The organism is Mycetohabitans endofungorum (assembly GCF_037477895.1).
Classification (GTDB): Bacteria; Pseudomonadota; Gammaproteobacteria; order Burkholderiales; family Burkholderiaceae; genus Mycetohabitans.
Genome location: NZ_CP132744.1, coordinates 368,609 through 386,264 on the forward strand (window position 1 = coordinate 368,609; position 17,656 = coordinate 386,264).

At 61.2% G+C, this 17,656-nt stretch carries 18 protein-coding genes and 2 pseudogenes; 14 read left to right on the forward strand and 6 right to left on the reverse strand.

The window, feature by feature from the left end; genetic code table 11:
* Positions 1-21: 21 nt before the first annotated feature.
* The 6 genes and pseudogenes from RA167_RS01600 to RA167_RS01625 all read left to right on the forward strand — a co-directional run bounded on the left by RA167_RS01600 (position 22) and on the right by RA167_RS01625 (position 5,835).
* On the forward strand, positions 22-1,080 hold the full coding sequence (locus tag RA167_RS01600) for a methyltransferase domain-containing protein (protein ID WP_370643023.1): 1,059 nt from the start codon (positions 22-24) through the stop codon (positions 1,078-1,080).
* A 174-nt stretch (positions 1,081-1,254) separates the two neighbouring features.
* Positions 1,255-1,575: a DUF2244 domain-containing protein gene (locus RA167_RS01605; RefSeq protein ID WP_255710792.1), complete on the forward strand. Its 321-nt coding sequence runs from the start codon at positions 1,255-1,257 to the stop codon at positions 1,573-1,575.
* Positions 1,569-2,777, forward strand: a pseudogene (gene coxB, locus RA167_RS01610) (cytochrome c oxidase subunit II); the annotation flags it as partial. The gene RA167_RS01605 and the pseudogene coxB, both read left to right, overlap by 7 nt.
* A gap of 60 nt (positions 2,778-2,837) precedes the next feature.
* Positions 2,838-4,448, forward strand: coding sequence for a cytochrome c oxidase subunit I (ctaD, locus tag RA167_RS01615; protein ID WP_076786017.1), 1,611 nt, complete (start codon positions 2,838-2,840; stop codon positions 4,446-4,448).
* Positions 4,449-4,672: 224 nt separating this feature from the next.
* Positions 4,673-4,900 (forward strand): DUF2970 domain-containing protein, encoded by a 228-nt coding sequence (locus tag RA167_RS01620; protein ID WP_076786018.1) that lies wholly within the window; start codon positions 4,673-4,675, stop codon positions 4,898-4,900.
* 77 nt (positions 4,901-4,977) lie between these two features.
* Complete coding sequence (locus tag RA167_RS01625; protein WP_076786019.1) at positions 4,978-5,835, forward strand: cytochrome c oxidase subunit 3; 858 nt, start codon at positions 4,978-4,980, stop codon at positions 5,833-5,835.
* A gap of 68 nt (positions 5,836-5,903) precedes the next feature.
* Here RA167_RS01625 and RA167_RS01630 read toward each other — a convergent pair whose 3' ends face one another.
* Entirely contained in the window at positions 5,904-6,113 is a 210-nt protein-coding gene (locus tag RA167_RS01630) for a twin transmembrane helix small protein (protein WP_076786020.1), read from the reverse strand.
* Between the two features lie 72 nt (positions 6,114-6,185).
* Between RA167_RS01630 and RA167_RS01635 the strand changes: the two genes are divergently transcribed.
* From RA167_RS01635 to RA167_RS01665, 7 genes and pseudogenes are all read left to right on the forward strand, one after another.
* Positions 6,186-6,902 (forward strand): SURF1 family protein, encoded by a 717-nt coding sequence (locus tag RA167_RS01635; RefSeq protein WP_235091467.1) that lies wholly within the window; start codon positions 6,186-6,188, stop codon positions 6,900-6,902.
* Between the two features lie 203 nt (positions 6,903-7,105).
* A complete protein-coding gene (locus RA167_RS01640) occupies positions 7,106-7,726 on the forward strand; it encodes an SCO family protein (protein WP_076787644.1) in 621 nt (206 codons plus the stop codon).
* Between the two features lie 41 nt (positions 7,727-7,767).
* Positions 7,768-8,877 carry a COX15/CtaA family protein gene (locus RA167_RS01645; RefSeq protein WP_076786022.1) on the forward strand — a complete coding sequence of 370 codons (1,110 nt, stop codon included), beginning with the start codon at positions 7,768-7,770 and terminating at the stop codon, positions 8,875-8,877.
* A gap of 7 nt (positions 8,878-8,884) precedes the next feature.
* Entirely contained in the window at positions 8,885-9,790 is a 906-nt protein-coding gene (gene cyoE / locus RA167_RS01650) for a heme o synthase (protein ID WP_076786023.1), read from the forward strand.
* Positions 9,791-9,900: 110 nt separating this feature from the next.
* Positions 9,901-10,461 carry an SCO family protein gene (locus tag RA167_RS01655; protein WP_076787646.1) on the forward strand — a complete coding sequence of 187 codons (561 nt, stop codon included), beginning with the start codon at positions 9,901-9,903 and terminating at the stop codon, positions 10,459-10,461.
* 171 nt (positions 10,462-10,632) lie between these two features.
* Complete coding sequence (locus RA167_RS01660) at positions 10,633-11,436, forward strand: MetQ/NlpA family ABC transporter substrate-binding protein (RefSeq protein WP_076786024.1); 804 nt, start codon at positions 10,633-10,635, stop codon at positions 11,434-11,436.
* A 293-nt stretch (positions 11,437-11,729) separates the two neighbouring features.
* Positions 11,730-11,981: pseudogene (locus tag RA167_RS01665) on the forward strand (N-acetylglucosamine-6-phosphate deacetylase); the annotation flags it as partial.
* A gap of 419 nt (positions 11,982-12,400) precedes the next feature.
* On the opposite strand, the gene cydX reads toward RA167_RS01665, so the two are convergent.
* From cydX to rpoH, 5 genes are all read right to left on the reverse strand, one after another.
* A complete protein-coding gene (gene cydX, locus RA167_RS01670; protein ID WP_076786025.1) occupies positions 12,401-12,523 on the reverse strand; it encodes a cytochrome bd-I oxidase subunit CydX in 123 nt (40 codons plus the stop codon).
* A gap of 39 nt (positions 12,524-12,562) precedes the next feature.
* Positions 12,563-13,702 carry a cytochrome d ubiquinol oxidase subunit II gene (cydB, locus tag RA167_RS01675; RefSeq protein WP_076786026.1) on the reverse strand — a complete coding sequence of 380 codons (1,140 nt, stop codon included), beginning with the start codon at positions 13,700-13,702 and terminating at the stop codon, positions 12,563-12,565.
* 39 nt (positions 13,703-13,741) lie between these two features.
* On the reverse strand, positions 13,742-15,358 hold the full coding sequence (locus RA167_RS01680) for a cytochrome ubiquinol oxidase subunit I (RefSeq protein WP_076786027.1): 1,617 nt from the start codon (positions 15,356-15,358) through the stop codon (positions 13,742-13,744).
* Positions 15,348-15,626: a cytochrome oxidase putative small subunit CydP gene (gene cydP, locus RA167_RS01685; protein WP_076786028.1), complete on the reverse strand. Its 279-nt coding sequence runs from the start codon at positions 15,624-15,626 to the stop codon at positions 15,348-15,350. The genes RA167_RS01680 and cydP overlap by 11 nt, the downstream gene beginning before the upstream one ends.
* Before the next feature lie 204 nt (positions 15,627-15,830).
* Positions 15,831-16,757, reverse strand: coding sequence for an RNA polymerase sigma factor RpoH (gene rpoH / locus RA167_RS01690; protein WP_076787648.1), 927 nt, complete (start codon positions 16,755-16,757; stop codon positions 15,831-15,833).
* 312 nt (positions 16,758-17,069) lie between these two features.
* Between rpoH and RA167_RS01695 the strand changes: the two genes are divergently transcribed.
* Positions 17,070-17,648, forward strand: a complete 579-nt coding sequence (locus RA167_RS01695; RefSeq protein ID WP_076786029.1) for an acyloxyacyl hydrolase — start codon at positions 17,070-17,072, stop codon at positions 17,646-17,648.
* Positions 17,649-17,656 lie beyond the last annotated feature (8 nt).

The following is a 17,656-nucleotide window of genomic DNA, read 5'->3' on the forward strand; positions in this document are numbered from 1 at the left end:
TGCGGCCCTTCCCGCAAGCCTATGCTCATGCCAACCGATCACGACCGCCCGGCGGACCAAGACACCGATGTGGGCGCGCAGCGCACCCCCGGGTTGCGCCAGCTCAGGCAGATTTTTGATCGCCGTGCCGCGCAATTTTGCGACGTGGCGTTCCTGCCGCGCGAGATCGCGCAGCGCATGCATGAACGATTGCAGTACATCAAGCTGCAGCCGGCGCGGGTGCTCGACGCGGGGTGCGGTGCGGGCGAGGACATCGATACGCTGCGCGTGCGCTTCGCGCAGGCCACCGTCTATGGCGTGGACCTATCGCGAGCGATGCTCGGCGCCGCGCACTCGTCGAGTTGCGGCGGCGCCGACGCGGCGTGCGGGCAGCTCGCCCCAGCAGGCGGCTGGCGTCGCTTGCTGCCGGCCGCACTGCGTCATCTCGCGCCGGGCCGCGCCCAACCGCGCGACCGGGTGCAGGCCGACTTCGGCGCGCTGCCGTTTGCGCCGGAGCGCTTTGACTTGCTATGGTCAAATCTGGCGCTGCAGTGGCATGCGCGTCCGGACCTGGTGTTTCCCGAGTGGCAGCGGGTACTGAAAACCGGCGGGCTGCTGATGTTTTCCACGCTCGGTCCTGATACGCTGCGCGAGTTGCGTGGCGCATGGGCGGTCGCGGATGGCGGCGCGGCGCAGCACGTGCTCGACTTCGTCGATATGCACGACTGTGGCGACATGCTGGTTGCCAGCGGCTTCGAGATTCCGGTGATGGACATGGAGACACTCACCATCACGTACTCGTCTGCGCAATCGTTGTTGGCGGATGTGCGCCGCTGGGGGGCGATGCCGCCGCAAGGTGCGCGGCGCGGCGACGCGCGCGCCGATGTGTCGCGTGGCCTGATTTCGCGCGGCACGTATCGTCGCCTGCTCGACGCGCTGGAAGCCCAACGGCAGCCCGACGGCACGATACCGCTCACCTTCGAGGTGGTCTACGGTCATGCGTGGAAGGCGGTGGCCCGCGTGACGCCTGAAGGCCATGGCATCGTGCGCATCGACGAGATCGGCCATCTGTCGCGCGGTGGGCGCAGGACGTCTTCCTGATGCATCGGCAGGCGCGCGTGGGCGGCGAGACCGGTACTTCGTTATCCCGGAAATCGCTGCTGAAAATGACTGTCGCAAACTGCGTCAAAATGGCGCAGAGGCTTGTCGGGCAAAGGTTCGAGCCGGTTTGGCGTTGCTTGTGGATGGCCATGAACCCGCCTATAATGCGTCAGTTTGTCACCCGGGGTTCCGCAATATGGAGGCGATGGGCACGTAGCATACATTTGTCTGTGCCCGGACCATCTTTTGATTCGACGGGTGAGCGCCGGCAACGTCACGCAATTCGAGTTCAACCCGCGCTGTGTCCGGATCGAGCCGGGCCGCGAGTCGCGACAATATGTGACCGTGGCATCGGGTCGGGTGTTGATATCGGTTGGGCGGCATCTTGCGTTCGGCCATCGCGCCGAATTTGCGCGCGAGTTGCGCGCGTGGCTCAAGCAGAGCGCGTCGTGCGGGCACTGGGGCAGCAGGGCGGAAGGCGAGTCTGAATGGTAATTTTGGGTAAGGAAGCTATGAAAACAATCAAGCGAGCCCTCGTGGGCATGCTTGCCGCGAGTACGTGGCTCGTCGCAGGCACGGCCCAGGCGGTCAATGACATGCCGGGCGGCCCGGCGGTCAACCAACTGAATTTCCAGCCGCCCGTCACCAAGATCGCCGAGGAGCTCTACGGCTTGCATACGATGATGTTGATCATCTGCGCGGTGATCTTTGTCGGCGTGTTTGGTGTGATGTGCTATTCGATCCTCGTGCACCGCAAATCGAAAGGCTTCAAACCCGCCCACTTTCATGAAAGCACCACCGTCGAAATTATTTGGACCGTCGTGCCGTTCCTGATCGTCGTGCTGATGGCGTTGCCTGCGACGAAGGCGGTGGTCGCGATGAAAGACACGTCCAACGCGGATTTGACGATCAAGGTCACCGGCTACCAATGGAAATGGGGTTATGACTACGTGAAGGGGCTGGGCGAGGGGATCAGCTTTCTGTCGACGCTGACGACGCCACGCTCGATGATCAACGGCAAGGAGCCGATTTCCGATACCTATCTGCAGGAAGTCGACAATCCGCTCGTTGTGCCGGTGGGCCAGAAAATTCGGATTATCACAACGGCCGCGGACGTTGTGCACTCTTGGTACGTGCCTGCGTTCGGTGTCAAGCAGGACGCGATTCCCGGCTTCACGCGCGAAACCTGGTTCAAGGCCGAAAAGGTCGGTACGTATCGTGGTTTCTGCACCGAGCTGTGCGGTAAAGAGCATGCGTACATGCCGGTTGTCGTTGAAGTCAAGAGCGCGGACGACTATGCGAAATGGGTCGCCGACGAGCAAAAGAAAATGAGCGCGTCCGCAAACGAGCCGAACAAAACGTATACGATGGATGAGCTGAAGGAGCAGGGTGCAAAGGTGTACGCGGCCAACTGTGCGGTTTGCCACCAACCGACCGGCAAGGGCACCGGGCCGTTCCCGGCGCTTGACGGCAGCCCGGTCGTCAAAGGCCCGATTGCCGGACACCTGAACGTCGTGCTGAATGGAAAGGGACAAATGCCGGCGTGGGGGCCGACGCTAAGCGACGTCGACATTGCGTCGGTCATGACGTTTGTGAGCAATACGTGGGACAACCACAACGGTGTGGTATTGCAACCACGGCAGGTCACAGACGCGCGCAACGGCAAAATGCCCGCCGTCGCGGTAGCCGGCAACGGCGCCTGATGTCCCGCATGCAACCGTTGATTCGGCCCCGGAATTCGTTTTAGGAGAAGTGTTATGTCAACGATCGGACACGACGTCGCGGCAGGTCACGATCACGCACACGACCATGCGCACGAGCATCCGCATGGCTGGCGGCGCTGGTTGTTCGCGACCAATCACAAGGACATTGGCACGCTGTACCTGATTTTCTCGTTCGTGATGTTTCTGTCGGGCGGGGTGATGGCGCTGCTGATTCGCGCGGAGTTGTTTGAACCAGGCCTGCAGATCATGCGGCCCGAGTTCTTCAACCAGCTCACGACGATGCACGGGCTGATCATGGTGTTCGGCGCCATCATGCCAGCGTTTGTCGGCTTTGCGAACTGGATGGTGCCGCTGCAAATCGGCGCGGCCGACATGGCGTTTGCGCGGATGAATAACTTCAGCTTCTGGCTGCTGCCGGTTGCCGCGGTACTGCTAGTCGGCTCGTTTTTCTCGCCGGGCGGCGCGACCGCCGCGGGATGGACGCTGTATGCGCCGCTGTCAGTGCAAATGGGGCCGGGCATGGATCTCGGCATCTTCGCGGTGCACATCATGGGTGCGTCGTCGATCATGGGCGCGATCAACATCATTGTGACGATCCTGAACATGCGCGCGCCTGGCATGACGCTGATGAAGATGCCGATGTTTTGCTGGACCTGGCTGATCACCGCATTTCTGTTGATCGCGGTGATGCCTGTACTGGCCGGTGCGATCACCATGTTGCTGTTTGATCGGCATTTCGGCACGGCGTTTTTCAATCCGGCCGGCGGCGGTGATCCGGTGCTGTATCAGCACATCTTCTGGTTCTTCGGTCACCCCGAAGTCTATATCATGATTTTGCCGGCGTTCGGGATCATCTCGCAGGTCGTACCGGCATTCTCGCGCAAGCCGCTGTTCGGCTATAGCTCGATGGTGTATGCCACGGCGTCGATTGCGATCCTGTCGTTCATGGTGTGGGCGCACCACATGTTCGTGACCGGTATGCCAGTCACCGGCCAGCTATTTTTCATGTACGCGACGATGCTCATTGCGGTGCCCACTGGCGTCAAGGTATTCAACTGGGTCGCAACGATGTGGCGTGGTGCGCTCTCGTTTGAGGCGCCGATGCTGTTCGCCATCGGCTTCATCTTTGTGTTCACGATGGGCGGCTTTACCGGATTGATCCTGTCGATGGCGCCGCTCGATGTCCCGCTTCACGGCACGTATTACGTGGTCGCGCACTTCCATTATGTACTCGTTGCCGGATCGCTGTTCGCGCTGTTTGCTGGATGGTATTACTGGTCGCCGAAGTGGACCGGCTGGATGTATAACGAGACACGCGGAAAGATTCATTTCTGGACGTCGATGATCTTCTTCAACATCACGTTCTTCCCGATGCACTTCCTTGGGCTGGCCGGTATGCCGCGCCGCTACGCTGACTATCCGGCGCAGTTCACCGATTTCAACCAGATTGCGACGATCGGTGCATTCGGTTTTGGGCTTGCACAAGTGTACTTCCTGCTGGCGGTCGCATTGCCGGCGTATCGTGGTCATGGCGAACACGTGAAAGCGGAAGACCAACCATGGGATGGTGCAACGGGTCTTGAGTGGACCGTGCCCAGCCCGGCGCCATTCCATACGTTCGAAACGCCGCCGACGGTTAAATGAGCATTGGACGGTAATCGAAACGAACATGCTGTTACTGTGATGGGGGGCCCTGGCGGGCGCCGGGGCCGCAAAATGGTGCGAACGGATTCACAAAAAAGACGAACGCCAGCTGAGCAACGTGCGGCCAACCGCCGATTGCTGGCTATTTTGATCGCGATTGTTGCCGTCTTCTTTATGAGTGTCGTGCTCAAGCATCGGGTCGCATGAAAAGCGGGAGGACGGTCATGTCGGATCGGCCGCGGGACTTGAAGGCGGGCGCCGTCGCGCGTTTCACCCAATCGATACGCGCGGTGCTATGGTCGTTTTTTGGCGTACGCAAGGGCAAAGATCATGAACGCGATCTGGCAAGCCTGAACCCGTTGCACGTGATCGTTGCGGGCGTTGTCTGCGCTGCGATGTTCATCGGGATCCTGCTAGTGGTCGTTCACTGGGTGACGCAGCCGACTTCTTAATCGCGAAAGCCGGCGTCGGTGGTGGACAAGACAGGACCTGCATCAAGAAAGAACTGGACTGAAGTGGAGAATCAACAATGAGCGGACAAAACGAGAGCCCGTATTACTTCATACCCAATCCGTCGCAGCATCCGATCGCCGCGGCAGCGGGCTTGCTGGTCATGCTTGGCTCGCTCGCCGGCTGGATTAACGGCGTGTCGCTCGCGCCACTCACGTTTGCACTCGGTCTCGCGTGGTTGTTATTTGTGCTGTGGCACTGGTTCGGCGATTCGATCGGTGAGTCCGAGATCGGGATGTACGGCAAGCGCGTCGATACGTCGTATCGGTGGAGCATGAGCTGGTTTATCTTCTCCGAAGTGATGTTCTTTGGCGCGTTCTTTGGCGCGTTGTTTTATGCGCGGCAGTTCGCGTTGCACGACCTGGGTAATCTCGATGCGAAGTTGATATGGCCTGACTTTGCCGCAGTGTGGCCGAACAACGGCCCGTCCAATCTGGTCGCGCATTTCAAGTCGATGCAGCCGTGGCCCATTCCGACGATCAATACCGCATTGCTGCTAACGTCGGGCGCGACGCTAACGGTTGCGCACCATGCGTTGCGCGACGATCATCGTAACAAGGCGATTGTGTGGCTGGCCGCGACGGTGTTGCTCGGCGTGATTTTCCTATTCATGCAGGGATATGAGTATTTTCACGCGTACAACGAACTGAACCTGAAGTTGACCTCCGGTGTCTACGGCTCGACGTTCTTTTTGTTGACTGGGTTTCACGGTTTTCACGTGACGATGGGCGCGTTGATGCTGGCCGTTGTGCTGGTGCGACTGATCCGTGGACACTTCAAGCCCGATCATCACTTCGCGTTTGAAGGCGCCGCATGGTATTGGCACTTCGTTGACGTCGTCTGGCTTGGACTGTATGTGGTTGTTTACTGGTTGTGATATTCACTGTGACAAAACGCCGCCCTTCTTCAAGGCGGCGTTTTGCATTTTGCGGGAAGCGACGACATTTATCGTCCGTACGGAATGCCGGTCGACTCTATCCAACCCATCCAGTGCGCGAATAGGATGAACAGGAACAGTGAGATGGATAAGCCAACGCGCGTCGCGAGCGACCACACCATCCGTTTGGTGGTGCCGCGGTCGCGCATCATGAAATAGAGTGCGCACGCCATACTGGCAATAATCAGTGTGAACGCGATGGCAACAAGGATACCCATGAAGAAGGCCGAAAAAAGCTGTTTGGATATTATCCCACTATGTTGGATGGTACGCGCTGTCGTGCCGGCATGCTGAAAATCCGCTTTTGGCCAGCGTTGGCGGTGCTGATCGTTATCGCGGTGACCGTCCGGCTCGGATTCTGGCAGCGTGACCGTGCACACCAGAAAGAGGCGCTGCAGGCGCGTATCGAGCGGTTCGAGCATGCGACCCCGATATCGCTGGATGGTCGTAGATGGGCGCTGGCGGACATCGAGTTCCACCGCGTCGTGGTGCGCGGCCGGTTCGTGCCGGATGCGACGGTCTATTTGGACAATCGGCTGTACAACGACCAGCCCGGCTTCTATGTCGTCACGCCGCTGAAGCTGGCGGCTGGCGGCTACGTGCTGGTCAACCGGGGCTGGCTGCCGCGCAACGCGCAGCAGCGCAGCGTGATCGCACCCTATCGTACGCCTTCCGGCGAGGTGACGATCGAGGGCGTGGCTCGGGCGGATGCGTCGCGCGCGTTCGAACTCGGGCGAGGGGGGGCGGCGCCGCACCAGTCGATCCGCCAGAACCTGGATGTGGGATCGTACGCAGCGGAGACCGGTTTGCCGCTGGAGCCGTTTGTGCTGCAACAGACCAATGACACGGCGGACGGGCTGGTGCGTGACTGGCCGGCACCGGACACCGGTGTCGAACGTAACTATGGCTATATGGTGCAGTGGTGGGGCATGGCGTTGGCGGCGCTTGCCTTTGGGCTGTATGCGGCGCGCCGCGCTGCGCGGGGCGGCAACGACGCTCAGGCATGATCCTGCACGGTGACTTGGTGACTTGGTGACTTGGTGACTTGGCAGTGTGGCAGTGTGGCAGTGTGGCAGTGTGGCGGCGCGTGCAACGCGTAGCCAGCGCGGCAACCGATGTTGTGAATGAAGTGTGAAGGAGTGTAGCGTTGACCGATTCTTCTCGATCGGAACCCGGTTCCGAGGTGCCCGGTACGCGCCGCGTCGACCCGATGGTCACCGGCGGCGTGCCCGCATCGCATCGTGGCAGGCGGCGTACGCGGTGGATGCTGCTGTTGCTGGCCGCGGTTTGTGCCGCGCCCGTCGTCGCATCGTACTTGATGTACTACGTATTCAAGCCCGGCGGTGGCTCGACTAGCTACGGCCAATTGATCCAGCCGCAACGGCCGATTCCGGATCATCTTATCGTGCGTGATGAAACGGGTCATCCGATGCGGCTCGATTCGCTGAAAGGGAAATGGCTGATGTTGTCGGTCGATCCGAGCGCCTGCGATGACGCGTGCGCGAAAAAGCTGTACTTCATGCGGCAGGTGCGGGCGACGCAGGGCGCCGAACGTGAGCGAGTCCTTACTGTATGGCTGCGCACCGACGACGGCGCGATACCGGCGCGCGTCGCTGGTGCGTACCCGGACACGCCCAAGCTGATCGTGCCGCCGGCGCAGGTCGCCGCGTGGCTGCCGCCCGATCCGGATGTGGCTGGCGATTCGATCGCCTCGCACATTTACTTGGTTGACCCGAACGGAAACTTGATGATGCGCTTTCCGCGCGATCCGGATCCGTCGCGGATCAAGCAGGACCTGACCAAGCTGCTCAAATGGTCGAGAATCGGCTGAACGGTCGGGCTGCCTTTCGATGAAGTCCCTACACCATTGCCATGTTTGTCGTTGAGCTTGCGTTGATCGGCGCGGCGGTCGCGCTGTTGCCTCTCGGCTGGATCCTGTTGCGGGTGCGCTCGGACCGCTATCGCAAGCTGGCCTGGCTGACGATGTTCCTGACGCTGGACCTCGTGATGTTCGGTGGCTTCACGCGCTTGACCGACTCGGGCCTGGGCTGTCCGGACTGGCCCGGCTGCTATGCCAGTTCGTCGCCGTTTGCTGCGCATGCGTCGATCGCCGCCGCGTATGCGGCGATGCCGAGCGGACCGGTCAGTGTGATGAAGGCCTGGATCGAGATGACCCACCGCTATTTTGCGATGGCGATTGGGCTGCTGATCGTGCTGATGACCGCCATCGCGTGGATCCGACGATGGCGTGGCCAGCCCTTGCCGGCTTCGCCGTGGTGGCCGACCGCGTTGCTGGCGCTGGTGCTGGTGCAGGGGGCATTCGGTGCGTGGACCGTGACGTTGAAGTTGCAGCCGGTGATCGTGACCACGCACTTGTTGCTTGGCCTTGGCTTGCTGGCGGCGCTCGGCCTGTTCGCGGCGCGCATGACGCCAGCACCGCAGCGGGAGCCGGCCGCCAGCCGCGGTTCCGTGGCCGCGCTCGTCGCGCTTGCACTATTGATCGCGCAGATCGCACTCGGTGGCTGGGTCAGCACGAATTATGCGGTGCTCGCGTGCCCCGATTTCCCGACCTGCAATGGGCAATGGGTGCCGCCAATGGACTTCGCGCAGGGATTCCACCTATGGCGGGCCCTCGGCCTGGATGCCAACGGCGAGGTGATCACGCAGGACGCGCTCGTGGCGATTCACTGGACCCACCGCACGTTCGCGATAATCGTCATTGCCTATCTGCTCGGATGGGCGTGGCGCATCCGGCGCGTGAAGACGCTGACACGGTTGGCCGATGGCGTGCTGGCGGTCGTCGTGCTGCAGTTTCTGACCGGCCTGTCCAACATCGTGCTGCAATGGCCGCTGCCCGTCGCTGTCGCGCACAACGGCGGCGCGGCAATCCTGCTGTTGCTGGTTGTCATGTTAAACTGGCGCATTGCCTCCAGCCGCGCCGTTGCCGCCTCGTCGGCGGAATCGAGCCCCGTCACCGCGTGATTCACGAATGGACAGTACAACGCTTCGTCACTCGTCCGGCAGCCGCATCGCACAATATTTTGCGTTGACCAAGCCGCGTGTCACCCAGCTCGCCGTGTTCTGCGCGGTGATCGGCATGTTCCTGTCCACGCCCGGCATGGTGCCGTGGCAGAAATTGGTTGGCGGCACGATCGGCATCTGGCTGTTCGCCGGCGCGGCGTTTGCGATCAATTGCCTGGTTGAGCAGCGTATCGACGCGATGATGCGGCGTACCGCGTGGCGTCCGTCGGCGCGCGGCGAGATCACACCGGCGCAGATTCTGACTTTTTCCGCGGTGCTCGGTGGGCTGGGCATGGGGACGCTGTACACGTTCACGAACGCGTTGACGATGTGGTTGACGTTCGCGACGTTTATTGGTTACGCGGTCATCTATACAATCCTGCTGAAGCCGGCTACGCCGCAGAACATCGTGATCGGCGGCGCCTCGGGCGCGATGCCGCCTGCGCTGGGTTGGGCGGCAGTGCAGGGCACGGTGCCGGGCGACGCGTGGATCCTCGTGCTGATCATCTTTGTATGGACGCCACCGCATTTCTGGGCGCTGGCGCTGTATCGTCGCCAGGACTACGAGAGCGCGAAGTTGCCGATGCTGCCCGTTACCCATGGCGTGCACTTCACTGCGCTGCATATCCTGTTGTACACGCTCGTGTTGTTCGCCGTCACGCTGATGCCATTCGTGTCAGACATGAGCGGGGTGCTGTACCTCGCCAGCGCGGTCGTGCTCGGCGTACTGTTTCTGAGCTATGCATGGAAGATGTATCGCGACTATTCGGACGAGATTGCGCGCAAGACATTTCGGTATTCGATCGTCTATTTGTCGCTGTTGTTCGTTGCATTGCTGATCGATCACTACGCGCGCGGTTGGATCGGCTTCTGATGTCGGCGCGCGCTTTTTCCCATCTTCTGGCAGCGGCCCGGGTAGTATCCGGTCTACGCGAAGCGGCTCGTGCGAGCCACGGCGGGTTGCGGCGCGCGGTGGCCGCAGTCATGGTCGGCACGGCGCTCGCATTGGTTGGCTGCGGCGACAAGCCGGCGTTCATGAACGTCGACATCACTGGCGCGAGCCAGTTCGGCACCGACTTCGCGCTTGCCGATACCAACGGCCACGTACGTACACTGGCCGATTTCAAAGGCAAGGTGGTGGTGCTGTTCTTCGGCTACCTGCACTGCCCAGATGTGTGTCCGACGACGATGGCCGAACTTGCACAAGCGATGCAGCAATTGGGCGACCAGGCAAAACGCGTGCAGGTGCTGTTCGTCACGCTTGACCCGAAACGCGACAGTGCACCGTTGCTCGCACAGTACGTTGCGGCGTTCAACCCGTCGTTCATCGGCCTGCGGCCTGCCAACGACGTGCAGCTGTCGAAGGTGACCAAGTCGTTTCGCGTGTACTACGCGAAAGAGCCGGGCAAGGATGGTGCCGATTACATGGTGGATCACACTGCCGCGAGCTACGTGTTCGATCCCGCCGGCAAGCTGCGGCTGTTCGCGCGCGACGGCCAGGGTTCGATGCCGTGGGTGCACGATATCAAGTTGTTGCTCGACTAGGTGGCCCGTAGTCGGAGTTGGTAATCGGTGGTCGGTGGTCGGCGTCGGTGGTCGGCAGCCAGTAGCCCGATGGTCTCTCCCGTAAAAGCATAAGCGTATGCGTATTCGGTAGTTCACTTCGTTGGTGCTGCCATGCGACCATCGCGTTCTCAAAATCGAAGTGGGGTACCCATGCTACGCAGAACACTACTGAAAACGCTGTCCATCGTCGCAATGGCAGCTGCATTGTCGAATGTTGCGCGAGCCGATCCGGTGCTGCGCGTGGGCACGATGAGCGGCCCGGACGCGCAGATCTGGGCGAAAGTGGCGAAGGTGGCGGCGAAGAACGGCTTGAAGATTAAAGTCATCGAATTCAATGACTACGTGCAGCCGAATGCCGCGCTTGATGCCGGCGACCTGGACGCGAACGGCTTCCAGCACCAGCCGTTCTTGGACAGCCAGATCAAGCAGCGCGGCTACAAGATTGTGAACGTGGGCCTAACCTATGTGTCGCCGATGGGCTTTTATTCGAAAAAGTTCAAGTCGTTGAAAGACCTGCCGGAAGGCGCCAAAGTCGGTATCCAGAACGATCCGTCCAACGGCAACCGCGCGCTGTTGCTGCTGCAGAAATACGGGATCATCAAGCTGAAGGCCGGTGCGGGCGTGGGCGGCGTGAACGCGACGCCGCTGGATGTGATTGAGAATCCAAAGAAGATCAAGCTGGTCGAGTTAGATGCCGCGCAGATGCCGCGCTCGCTCGATGATCTGGCTGCCGCAGCAATCAATAACAACTACGCGGTGGGCGCTGGCTTCTCGCCGATCAAGGATGCAATCGCGATCGAAGACCTGAAGGGGCCGTATGCGAACCTGATTGCCGTGCGCGTGCAGGACAAGAACAAGCCGTGGGTGAAGAAGCTGGTGGCCGCGTACGAGTCCGACGATATTCGCAAGTTCCTTGAGACGCAATTTAAGGGTGCGATCTTGCCCGCCTTCTAAGGCGTGACGCCCGTGGCCGGCTGCCGGGCAGGGTGGTCCGGCTACAGGGCCTACCTCCACACGGGGCCGCTCGCCGTATGGGTGGCTTACCGCGCCCGGCCATGTCGGCCGCGCATGAAGGCGCTGAGCCCGCATAAGCGCCGCGCCGACGAGCTCGCCCTTGGGGCGCGCGATAAGCGCATGTTCACGGCCGTGTCCTGCGACGACGCGCTCGCTATCACGGTGCATACGTTATCCACTAACCACAGATCCCGGTTTTTGCCTTTCCCTCCTTTCTCGCACGTACAGAACGCGTGCGGCTGGCCGACGGCACACTGGCGGGCAGCACCCTGACGATGGACCAAGCGCTGCGCAATCTCGCCTCGATTGGTTTGCCGATCGCCGACGTGTCGGCACGTCTGTCGCGTCATGCGGCAGATTACCTGGGGCTGGGTGACCGTGGCCGCATCGAGCAGGGCACATGGGCCGACGTGGTGGTGAGCGATCGTGAACTGACGCTCGTTACCACGTACGTCGAAGGAGAAGCCGTTGTCGACGATGCTTAACGAGGCGTTGGCCTTGTCCGAAGTCGTGGCCGCGCAACTAGCCCCGGCAGTGTGACTTGCGCAGTGCTGCAGGCGCTGGCCGGCTAACTCGCGGGTTGCCGATACGTTCCACATCGTGTGCGGCCATGCCGGCCGAGCGCTACGCGAAGACGATGGCGACGCGGCTGCTAGGCGCCGGGCGTTTGACCGTGCTTGTGTCGATGGTCCCGTTAGGGGGCGGCATTCGAAATTGACTGCCCTCCTAAGGCGCGAGTTAGCGCCGCGCGTACGGCCGAAGTACGCTGCCCGGAATGGGGCGTCGCGCGGCCTTTCTCCCGCTAATGCCCGGCCGACAGTCCGCATGCCGACGCTTCATGCGGCGTAGGCGAGGTGCGCGGGAGCGGTGAAAACCGTCAGCCGGCACCGGCCATTTCAGCGTGTTATTTCTTCGCGTTAGGCTCTGTCAGTCTTTGTGCGTCGCGATGCGACTCGAGCCACATCGCGTTGATGACGCCGAACGCGAGTGCGACGCCAATACCCAATATCCAGCTGAAATACCACATGCTCTGCTCCGTCAGATCGGTCGATTGAAGTAAGGCGGCTCAGTACATCGAGTGCGTGTTGCTTTGCACCCCTTGCTCGGTGACCTTGCCGCGCATCACGCGATAGACCCAGCTGGTGTACAGCATAATCAGCGGCACGAACACGATCACCACGATCAGCATGATGCCCAGCGTGCGGTGGCTCGACGTCGAGTCCCACAGCGTCAGGCTGCTGGCCGGGTCCAGCGACGATGGCATGATGAATGGGAACATCGAGAAGCCAGCGGTCAGGATCACACCGGTCACCAGCAGCCCCGTCATGATGAAGCCCACCACGGTGAAGCGCGATGAGGCAAGCGCCAGTGCGAGCACGCCGGCCACGATGCCTAGCGCCGGTGCGAGCATCATCCATGGGTAGGCGATGTAGTTGGCCATCCACAGGCCGGGCGCGGCGGCCACGCGCTTGAGCAGCGGGTTGGCCAGCGCGTCCAGCGGCGCCGCGCGGGTGATTTCGAAGCCGGTGATGCGGGTGGCCACAAGAATGCCGGCCATGATGAACAGCACGACTGTGATCAGCGACGCGATGCGCAGCACGTGCGACGCGCGGCGCGCTACTGCCCCTTCGGTCTTGATGCGCAGGAACGCGGCGCCGTGCGCGACCAGCATGCCGACGCTGACCGCACCGCACAGCACCGCGAACGGGTTCAGCAGCGCGAAGAAGCCGCCATGGTAGCTCACGCGCAGATCGTCGTCGAAGCAAAATGGCACGCCTTGCAGCAGGTTGCCAAACGCGACACCGAACACCAGCGCCGGAATCGCGCTGCCGGCGAACAACGCCCAATCCCAGCTCGTGCGCCACCGCGGATCGTCGCGCTTGGCGCGGTACTCGAAGCCGACCGGTCGCATGAACAGCGCGAACAACACCAGCAGCATCGCGAAATAGAAGCCGGAAAAGGAAGCGGCGTAGACTAGCGGCCACGCGGCGAACATTGCACCGCCGGCCGTGATCAGCCACACCTGGTTGCCCTCCCAGGTGGGGCCAATCGCGTTGATGATCACGCGGCGTTCAGTGTCGGTTTTGCCGATGAACGGCAGCAGTGTACCGACACCCATGTCGAAGCCGTCGGTGAGCGCGAAGCCGAGCAGCAAGACGCCGATTAGCACCCACCAAATGACCTTCAAAGTCGGATAGTCAAACATAGTGATTTTGTCCAGTAACAAAGGCTTCGATCCACGGCATCAGGCTTGCCCTGCGTGAGACAGCTGTCGGGTTTCGTAAGCTGTTGCGTCGTCATGCGGCTGCGGCTGCTCGTGGTGGTAGCGGCCGGTATGCAGCGACGACGGCCCGAGTCTTGCATACTTGAACATCAGCGTGATCTCGACGATAAATAGCACCGTGTAGAACAAAACAAACCCGCCGATGCTCCAGTAAAGGTCTGAAGGCGCCAGGCTGGAGGCTGACGAGAACGTCGGCAGTACACCGGCGATCGTCCACGGCTGGCGGCCCATTTCGGCGACGATCCAGCCAAACTCGGCGGCGAGCCACGGCAACGGGATCGCCCAGACGCACCAGCGCAGGAACCAGCGCCGGCTCTCATGCGCCACGCTGCGCGTGGCGCAGAACCAGAAGGCGAGCACAAATGTCACGAGGAACAGGATGCCCAGACCGACCATCAGCCGGAATGACCAGAACACCGGTGCCACGGGAGGAATCGAGTGCTTGGCTGCCTCGGCGATTTGCGCGTCAGTCGCATTCAGCACCTCCGGTGCATAGCGCTTGACGAGCAGCCCGTAGCCGAGGTTGTTCTTGTGGGTGTCAAACACCGTGCGCGTTGCATCGGACATGTCGCCCTGCTTCATCTTTTGCAGCGCTCCGTACGCGACGATACCGTTACGGATGCGCTGCTCGTTCTGAGAGATCAGATCGCGCAGCCCGATCACGGGCTCATCGATCGAGCGCGTGGCGATTAGTCCCAGTGCGTAGGGTATGCGCAGCGCGTAGTCGGTGCGCTGCTCGTCCTGGTTCGGCAATCCGAATACGGTGAATGCAGCCGGTGCCGGCTCGGTGGTCCATTCCGATTCGATCGCGGCGAGCTTGGCTTGCTGAACTTCGCCGGTCGTGTAACCCGACTCGTCGCCGAGTACGATCACGCACAGCGTTGAGGCCAGCCCAAAACCGGCCGCGACGGCAAACGAGCGCAATGCGAAGTCAACATCGCGCTTCTTCAACAGGTACCACGAGGATACACCGAGCACGAACATCGCTGCCGTCACGTAGCCTGCCGACACAGTATGGACGAACTTGACCTGCGCGACCGGATTGAACACCACCTCAGCTAAGCTGGTCAGTTCCATGCGCATCGTTTCGTAATTGAACTCAGCGCCGACCGGATTGTTCATCCAGCCGTTGGCGATCAGGATCCACAACGCCGACAGGTTCGAGCCAAGTGCGACGAGGAACGTGACGATCAGATGCCCGACGCGCGACAGCCGGTTCCAGCCAAAGAACATGAGTCCAACGAACGTCGATTCGAGGAAGAATGCCATCAGACCTTCTACCGCGAGCGGCACGCCGAAAATATCGCCGACGTAGTGCGAGTAGTACGACCAGTTCGTGCCGAACTGGAACTCCAGCGTGATGCCGGTCACCACGCCCATCGCAAAGTTGATGCCAAACAACTTGGCCCAGAACTGGGTCATGTCCTTGTAGATCTGCTTGCGGGTCATCACATAGACGGCTTCCATGATGACCAACAGCCAGGACAGACCCAGCGTCAGTGGGACGAAAAGAAAGTGGTACAGCGCAGTAATGGCGAACTGCAGCCGCGAAAGGTCGACGACTTCGCTACTTATCATGATGATCACCTGAAGCGGGCGGATGTGTTGCGGGCACCGACAACAGCGCTTGCGCGACCTGGGCCGGCGGCAGTTCCATGTGCGGTGCCTGGGGATGACTGAACAACGTGTACTTGAAGACGAGCAAGATCGCGACCTTGGCCATCACAACCAGTGTCAACTCGCGAACCAGTCCAGGGCGGTGCAGGATCGCGGCTAGCAGACCGGAGCGCTGCGCAGGGTCGGCACGGTTGATATCGGTGCTATGGCGAACGTCATGGCTAAACATAGTGTTTCGTGGGCTGTGCGGCAGGCGCGACTTCAACGAAACTTATTTTATAGATGGGGGGAAATGAGGGGCAGTTATTGCAGCGCGTCAAACCGCCGCATTTTCACCGCGCTGCGGCCTCGCGCATCAGTATTGTGTCGATTTGTCGCGGTGCAAATAAAAACCCGGCCGAAGCCGGGTCCGGTGAGTGCACGCGGCAAACGCTCACGCGTATTGCTGCAGCGCGCCGCGCATTTTCTTCATCGCACTCGCCTCGATTTGGCGGATGCGCTCAGCGGACACGCCGAACTCGTCGGCCAGTTCATGCAGCGTCGCGCCGCCCGAGCCGTCGTCCTGCACCTGCAGCCAGCGCGCTTCGATGATACGACGGCTACGCGCATCGAGGGATTCAAGCGCATCAGCCAGGCCTTCAGTCTGCAGCAGGTCGCGCTGGCGTGACGCGAGCACCGCGGTCGGCTCGGTACGCGAGTCGGCCAGGTAGGCGATCGGCGCGAATGATTCCTCGCCGTCCTCGAACTGTCCTTCGAGCGCGATATCGCCGCCGGCCAGCCGCGTCTCCATCTCGGTCACTTCTTCACGCTTGACGTTCAGTTCCTTCGCGAGCCCTGCGATCTCGTCCGGCGTGAAAGGTTGCATGCCCTGCTTGTGGCTGCGCAGGTTGAAGAACAGCTTGCGCTGCGCCTTTGTCGTTGCGACTTTCACCATGCGCCAGTTGCGCAGGATGTATTCGTGGATCTCGGCCTTGATCCAATGAATCGCATACGACACCAACCGTACGTTCTGACGCGGATCGAAGCGCTTGACGGCCTTCATCAGGCCGATGTTGCCTTCCTGGATGAGATCCGCGTGAGGTAGGCCGTAACCCAGGTAGTTGCGCGCGATCGACACGACCAGCCGCAGGTGCGACAGCACCAGCTGGCGCGCGGCATCCAAGTTGTTCTGCTCGCGGTATTCGGTCGCAAGGCGCGTTTCGTCGGTCTGCGACAACAGCGGGATGCGGTTGACTGCCTGAATGTAAGCGTCCAGATTGCCCAGCGTACCCGGCAGCATCGAATTCGAGGCGAGCGCCAGCGCGCCTGCGCCAGCCGGCGTCAAGCTTGCAGAGCTCGGTAGGCTCATTGCGTTGCTCACTCGTGTTACTCCTTGTATCGGCAGCTTCATGCGCTACTGCGCAAACGGCGTTCCGCTACATCTTAGCACTCAATGCCACAGAGTGCTAAACCGTTAGGCTGACAGTGGCGCAGCCGGTTCTGTTTAACTATTGATATGGATATTCTAATAGTTTTTTTGACCCGCGGACGCGGATAGAAGTTTCCTCCGGCGTGCGGGCTGAATATAAGGGGCAGAAGGCGGCAAAGAGTACGCAGTGAGCAGCGATCCGCGCGGCAACCTAAAATGGCGGGCGAACCACGTTGTCAGTGCTTGCTTAATATTTGGAGAACAATGAGTACGTTCACGACGAAGCACGGCCCGGCGGCGCCAGCGCAGCGCGTGCTGCGCGCAGCGTTGGCGGCACTGGCGCTGGCTGCCAGCGCGGCAGCCCATGCGGACCGGTTTGGCGTCCAACTCGGCGGCGGGATCGGCGACCGCCACATCAAGAAGGGCGACCTGGCGCTGGTATGGGATCCGGACATGACGTGGTGGGATACGGGATCCTGGCACTTTGCGCTGGTCGGCGAAATGCATGTGTCGTATTGGCATACGGACGAAGGCGATGGGCATTCGAACATCGGCGAGTTTGGTATGACGCCGGTGGTGCGTTTCATCAAGAACAGCGGCCAGGTCCGTCCGTATGTCGAGGCCGGCGTGGGCGTACGGTGGTTGACGCGCCCGCGCATCTCAGCGCGTTTCACCGTCTCGTCGGCGTTCCAGTTCGCGGACATGGTTGGCGTGGGCGCGCAGTTCGGCGAGCGCCAGCAGTACCAGGCGGGATTTCGTTTCCAACATGTGTCCAATGGCGGTATCAAGCAGCCGAATCCTGGTATAAATTTCACCCAGCTTTATCTGCAATACAACTTCTGAAGCGGGCG

Coding starts and splice junctions, on each gene's coding strand:
- RA167_RS01600 (WP_370643023.1), top strand. CDS start 22: ATGCTCATGCCAACCGATCACGACCGCCCGGCGGACCAAGACACCGAT.
- ctaD (WP_076786017.1), top strand. CDS start 2,838: ATGTCAACGATCGGACACGACGTCGCGGCAGGTCACGATCACGCACAC.
- RA167_RS01620 (WP_076786018.1), top strand. CDS start 4,673: ATGTCGGATCGGCCGCGGGACTTGAAGGCGGGCGCCGTCGCGCGTTTC.
- RA167_RS01625 (WP_076786019.1), top strand. CDS start 4,978: ATGAGCGGACAAAACGAGAGCCCGTATTACTTCATACCCAATCCGTCG.
- RA167_RS01630 (WP_076786020.1), bottom strand. CDS start 6,113: ATGGGTATCCTTGTTGCCATCGCGTTCACACTGATTATTGCCAGTATG.
- RA167_RS01640 (WP_076787644.1), top strand. CDS start 7,106: ATGGTCACCGGCGGCGTGCCCGCATCGCATCGTGGCAGGCGGCGTACG.
- RA167_RS01645 (WP_076786022.1), top strand. CDS start 7,768: ATGTTTGTCGTTGAGCTTGCGTTGATCGGCGCGGCGGTCGCGCTGTTG.
- cyoE (WP_076786023.1), top strand. CDS start 8,885: ATGGACAGTACAACGCTTCGTCACTCGTCCGGCAGCCGCATCGCACAA.
- RA167_RS01655 (WP_076787646.1), top strand. CDS start 9,901: ATGGTCGGCACGGCGCTCGCATTGGTTGGCTGCGGCGACAAGCCGGCG.
- RA167_RS01660 (WP_076786024.1), top strand. CDS start 10,633: ATGCTACGCAGAACACTACTGAAAACGCTGTCCATCGTCGCAATGGCA.
- cydX (WP_076786025.1), bottom strand. CDS start 12,523: ATGTGGTATTTCAGCTGGATATTGGGTATTGGCGTCGCACTCGCGTTC.
- cydB (WP_076786026.1), bottom strand. CDS start 13,702: ATGTTTGACTATCCGACTTTGAAGGTCATTTGGTGGGTGCTAATCGGC.
- RA167_RS01680 (WP_076786027.1), bottom strand. CDS start 15,358: ATGATAAGTAGCGAAGTCGTCGACCTTTCGCGGCTGCAGTTCGCCATT.
- cydP (WP_076786028.1), bottom strand. CDS start 15,626: ATGTTTAGCCATGACGTTCGCCATAGCACCGATATCAACCGTGCCGAC.
- RA167_RS01695 (WP_076786029.1), top strand. CDS start 17,070: ATGAGTACGTTCACGACGAAGCACGGCCCGGCGGCGCCAGCGCAGCGC.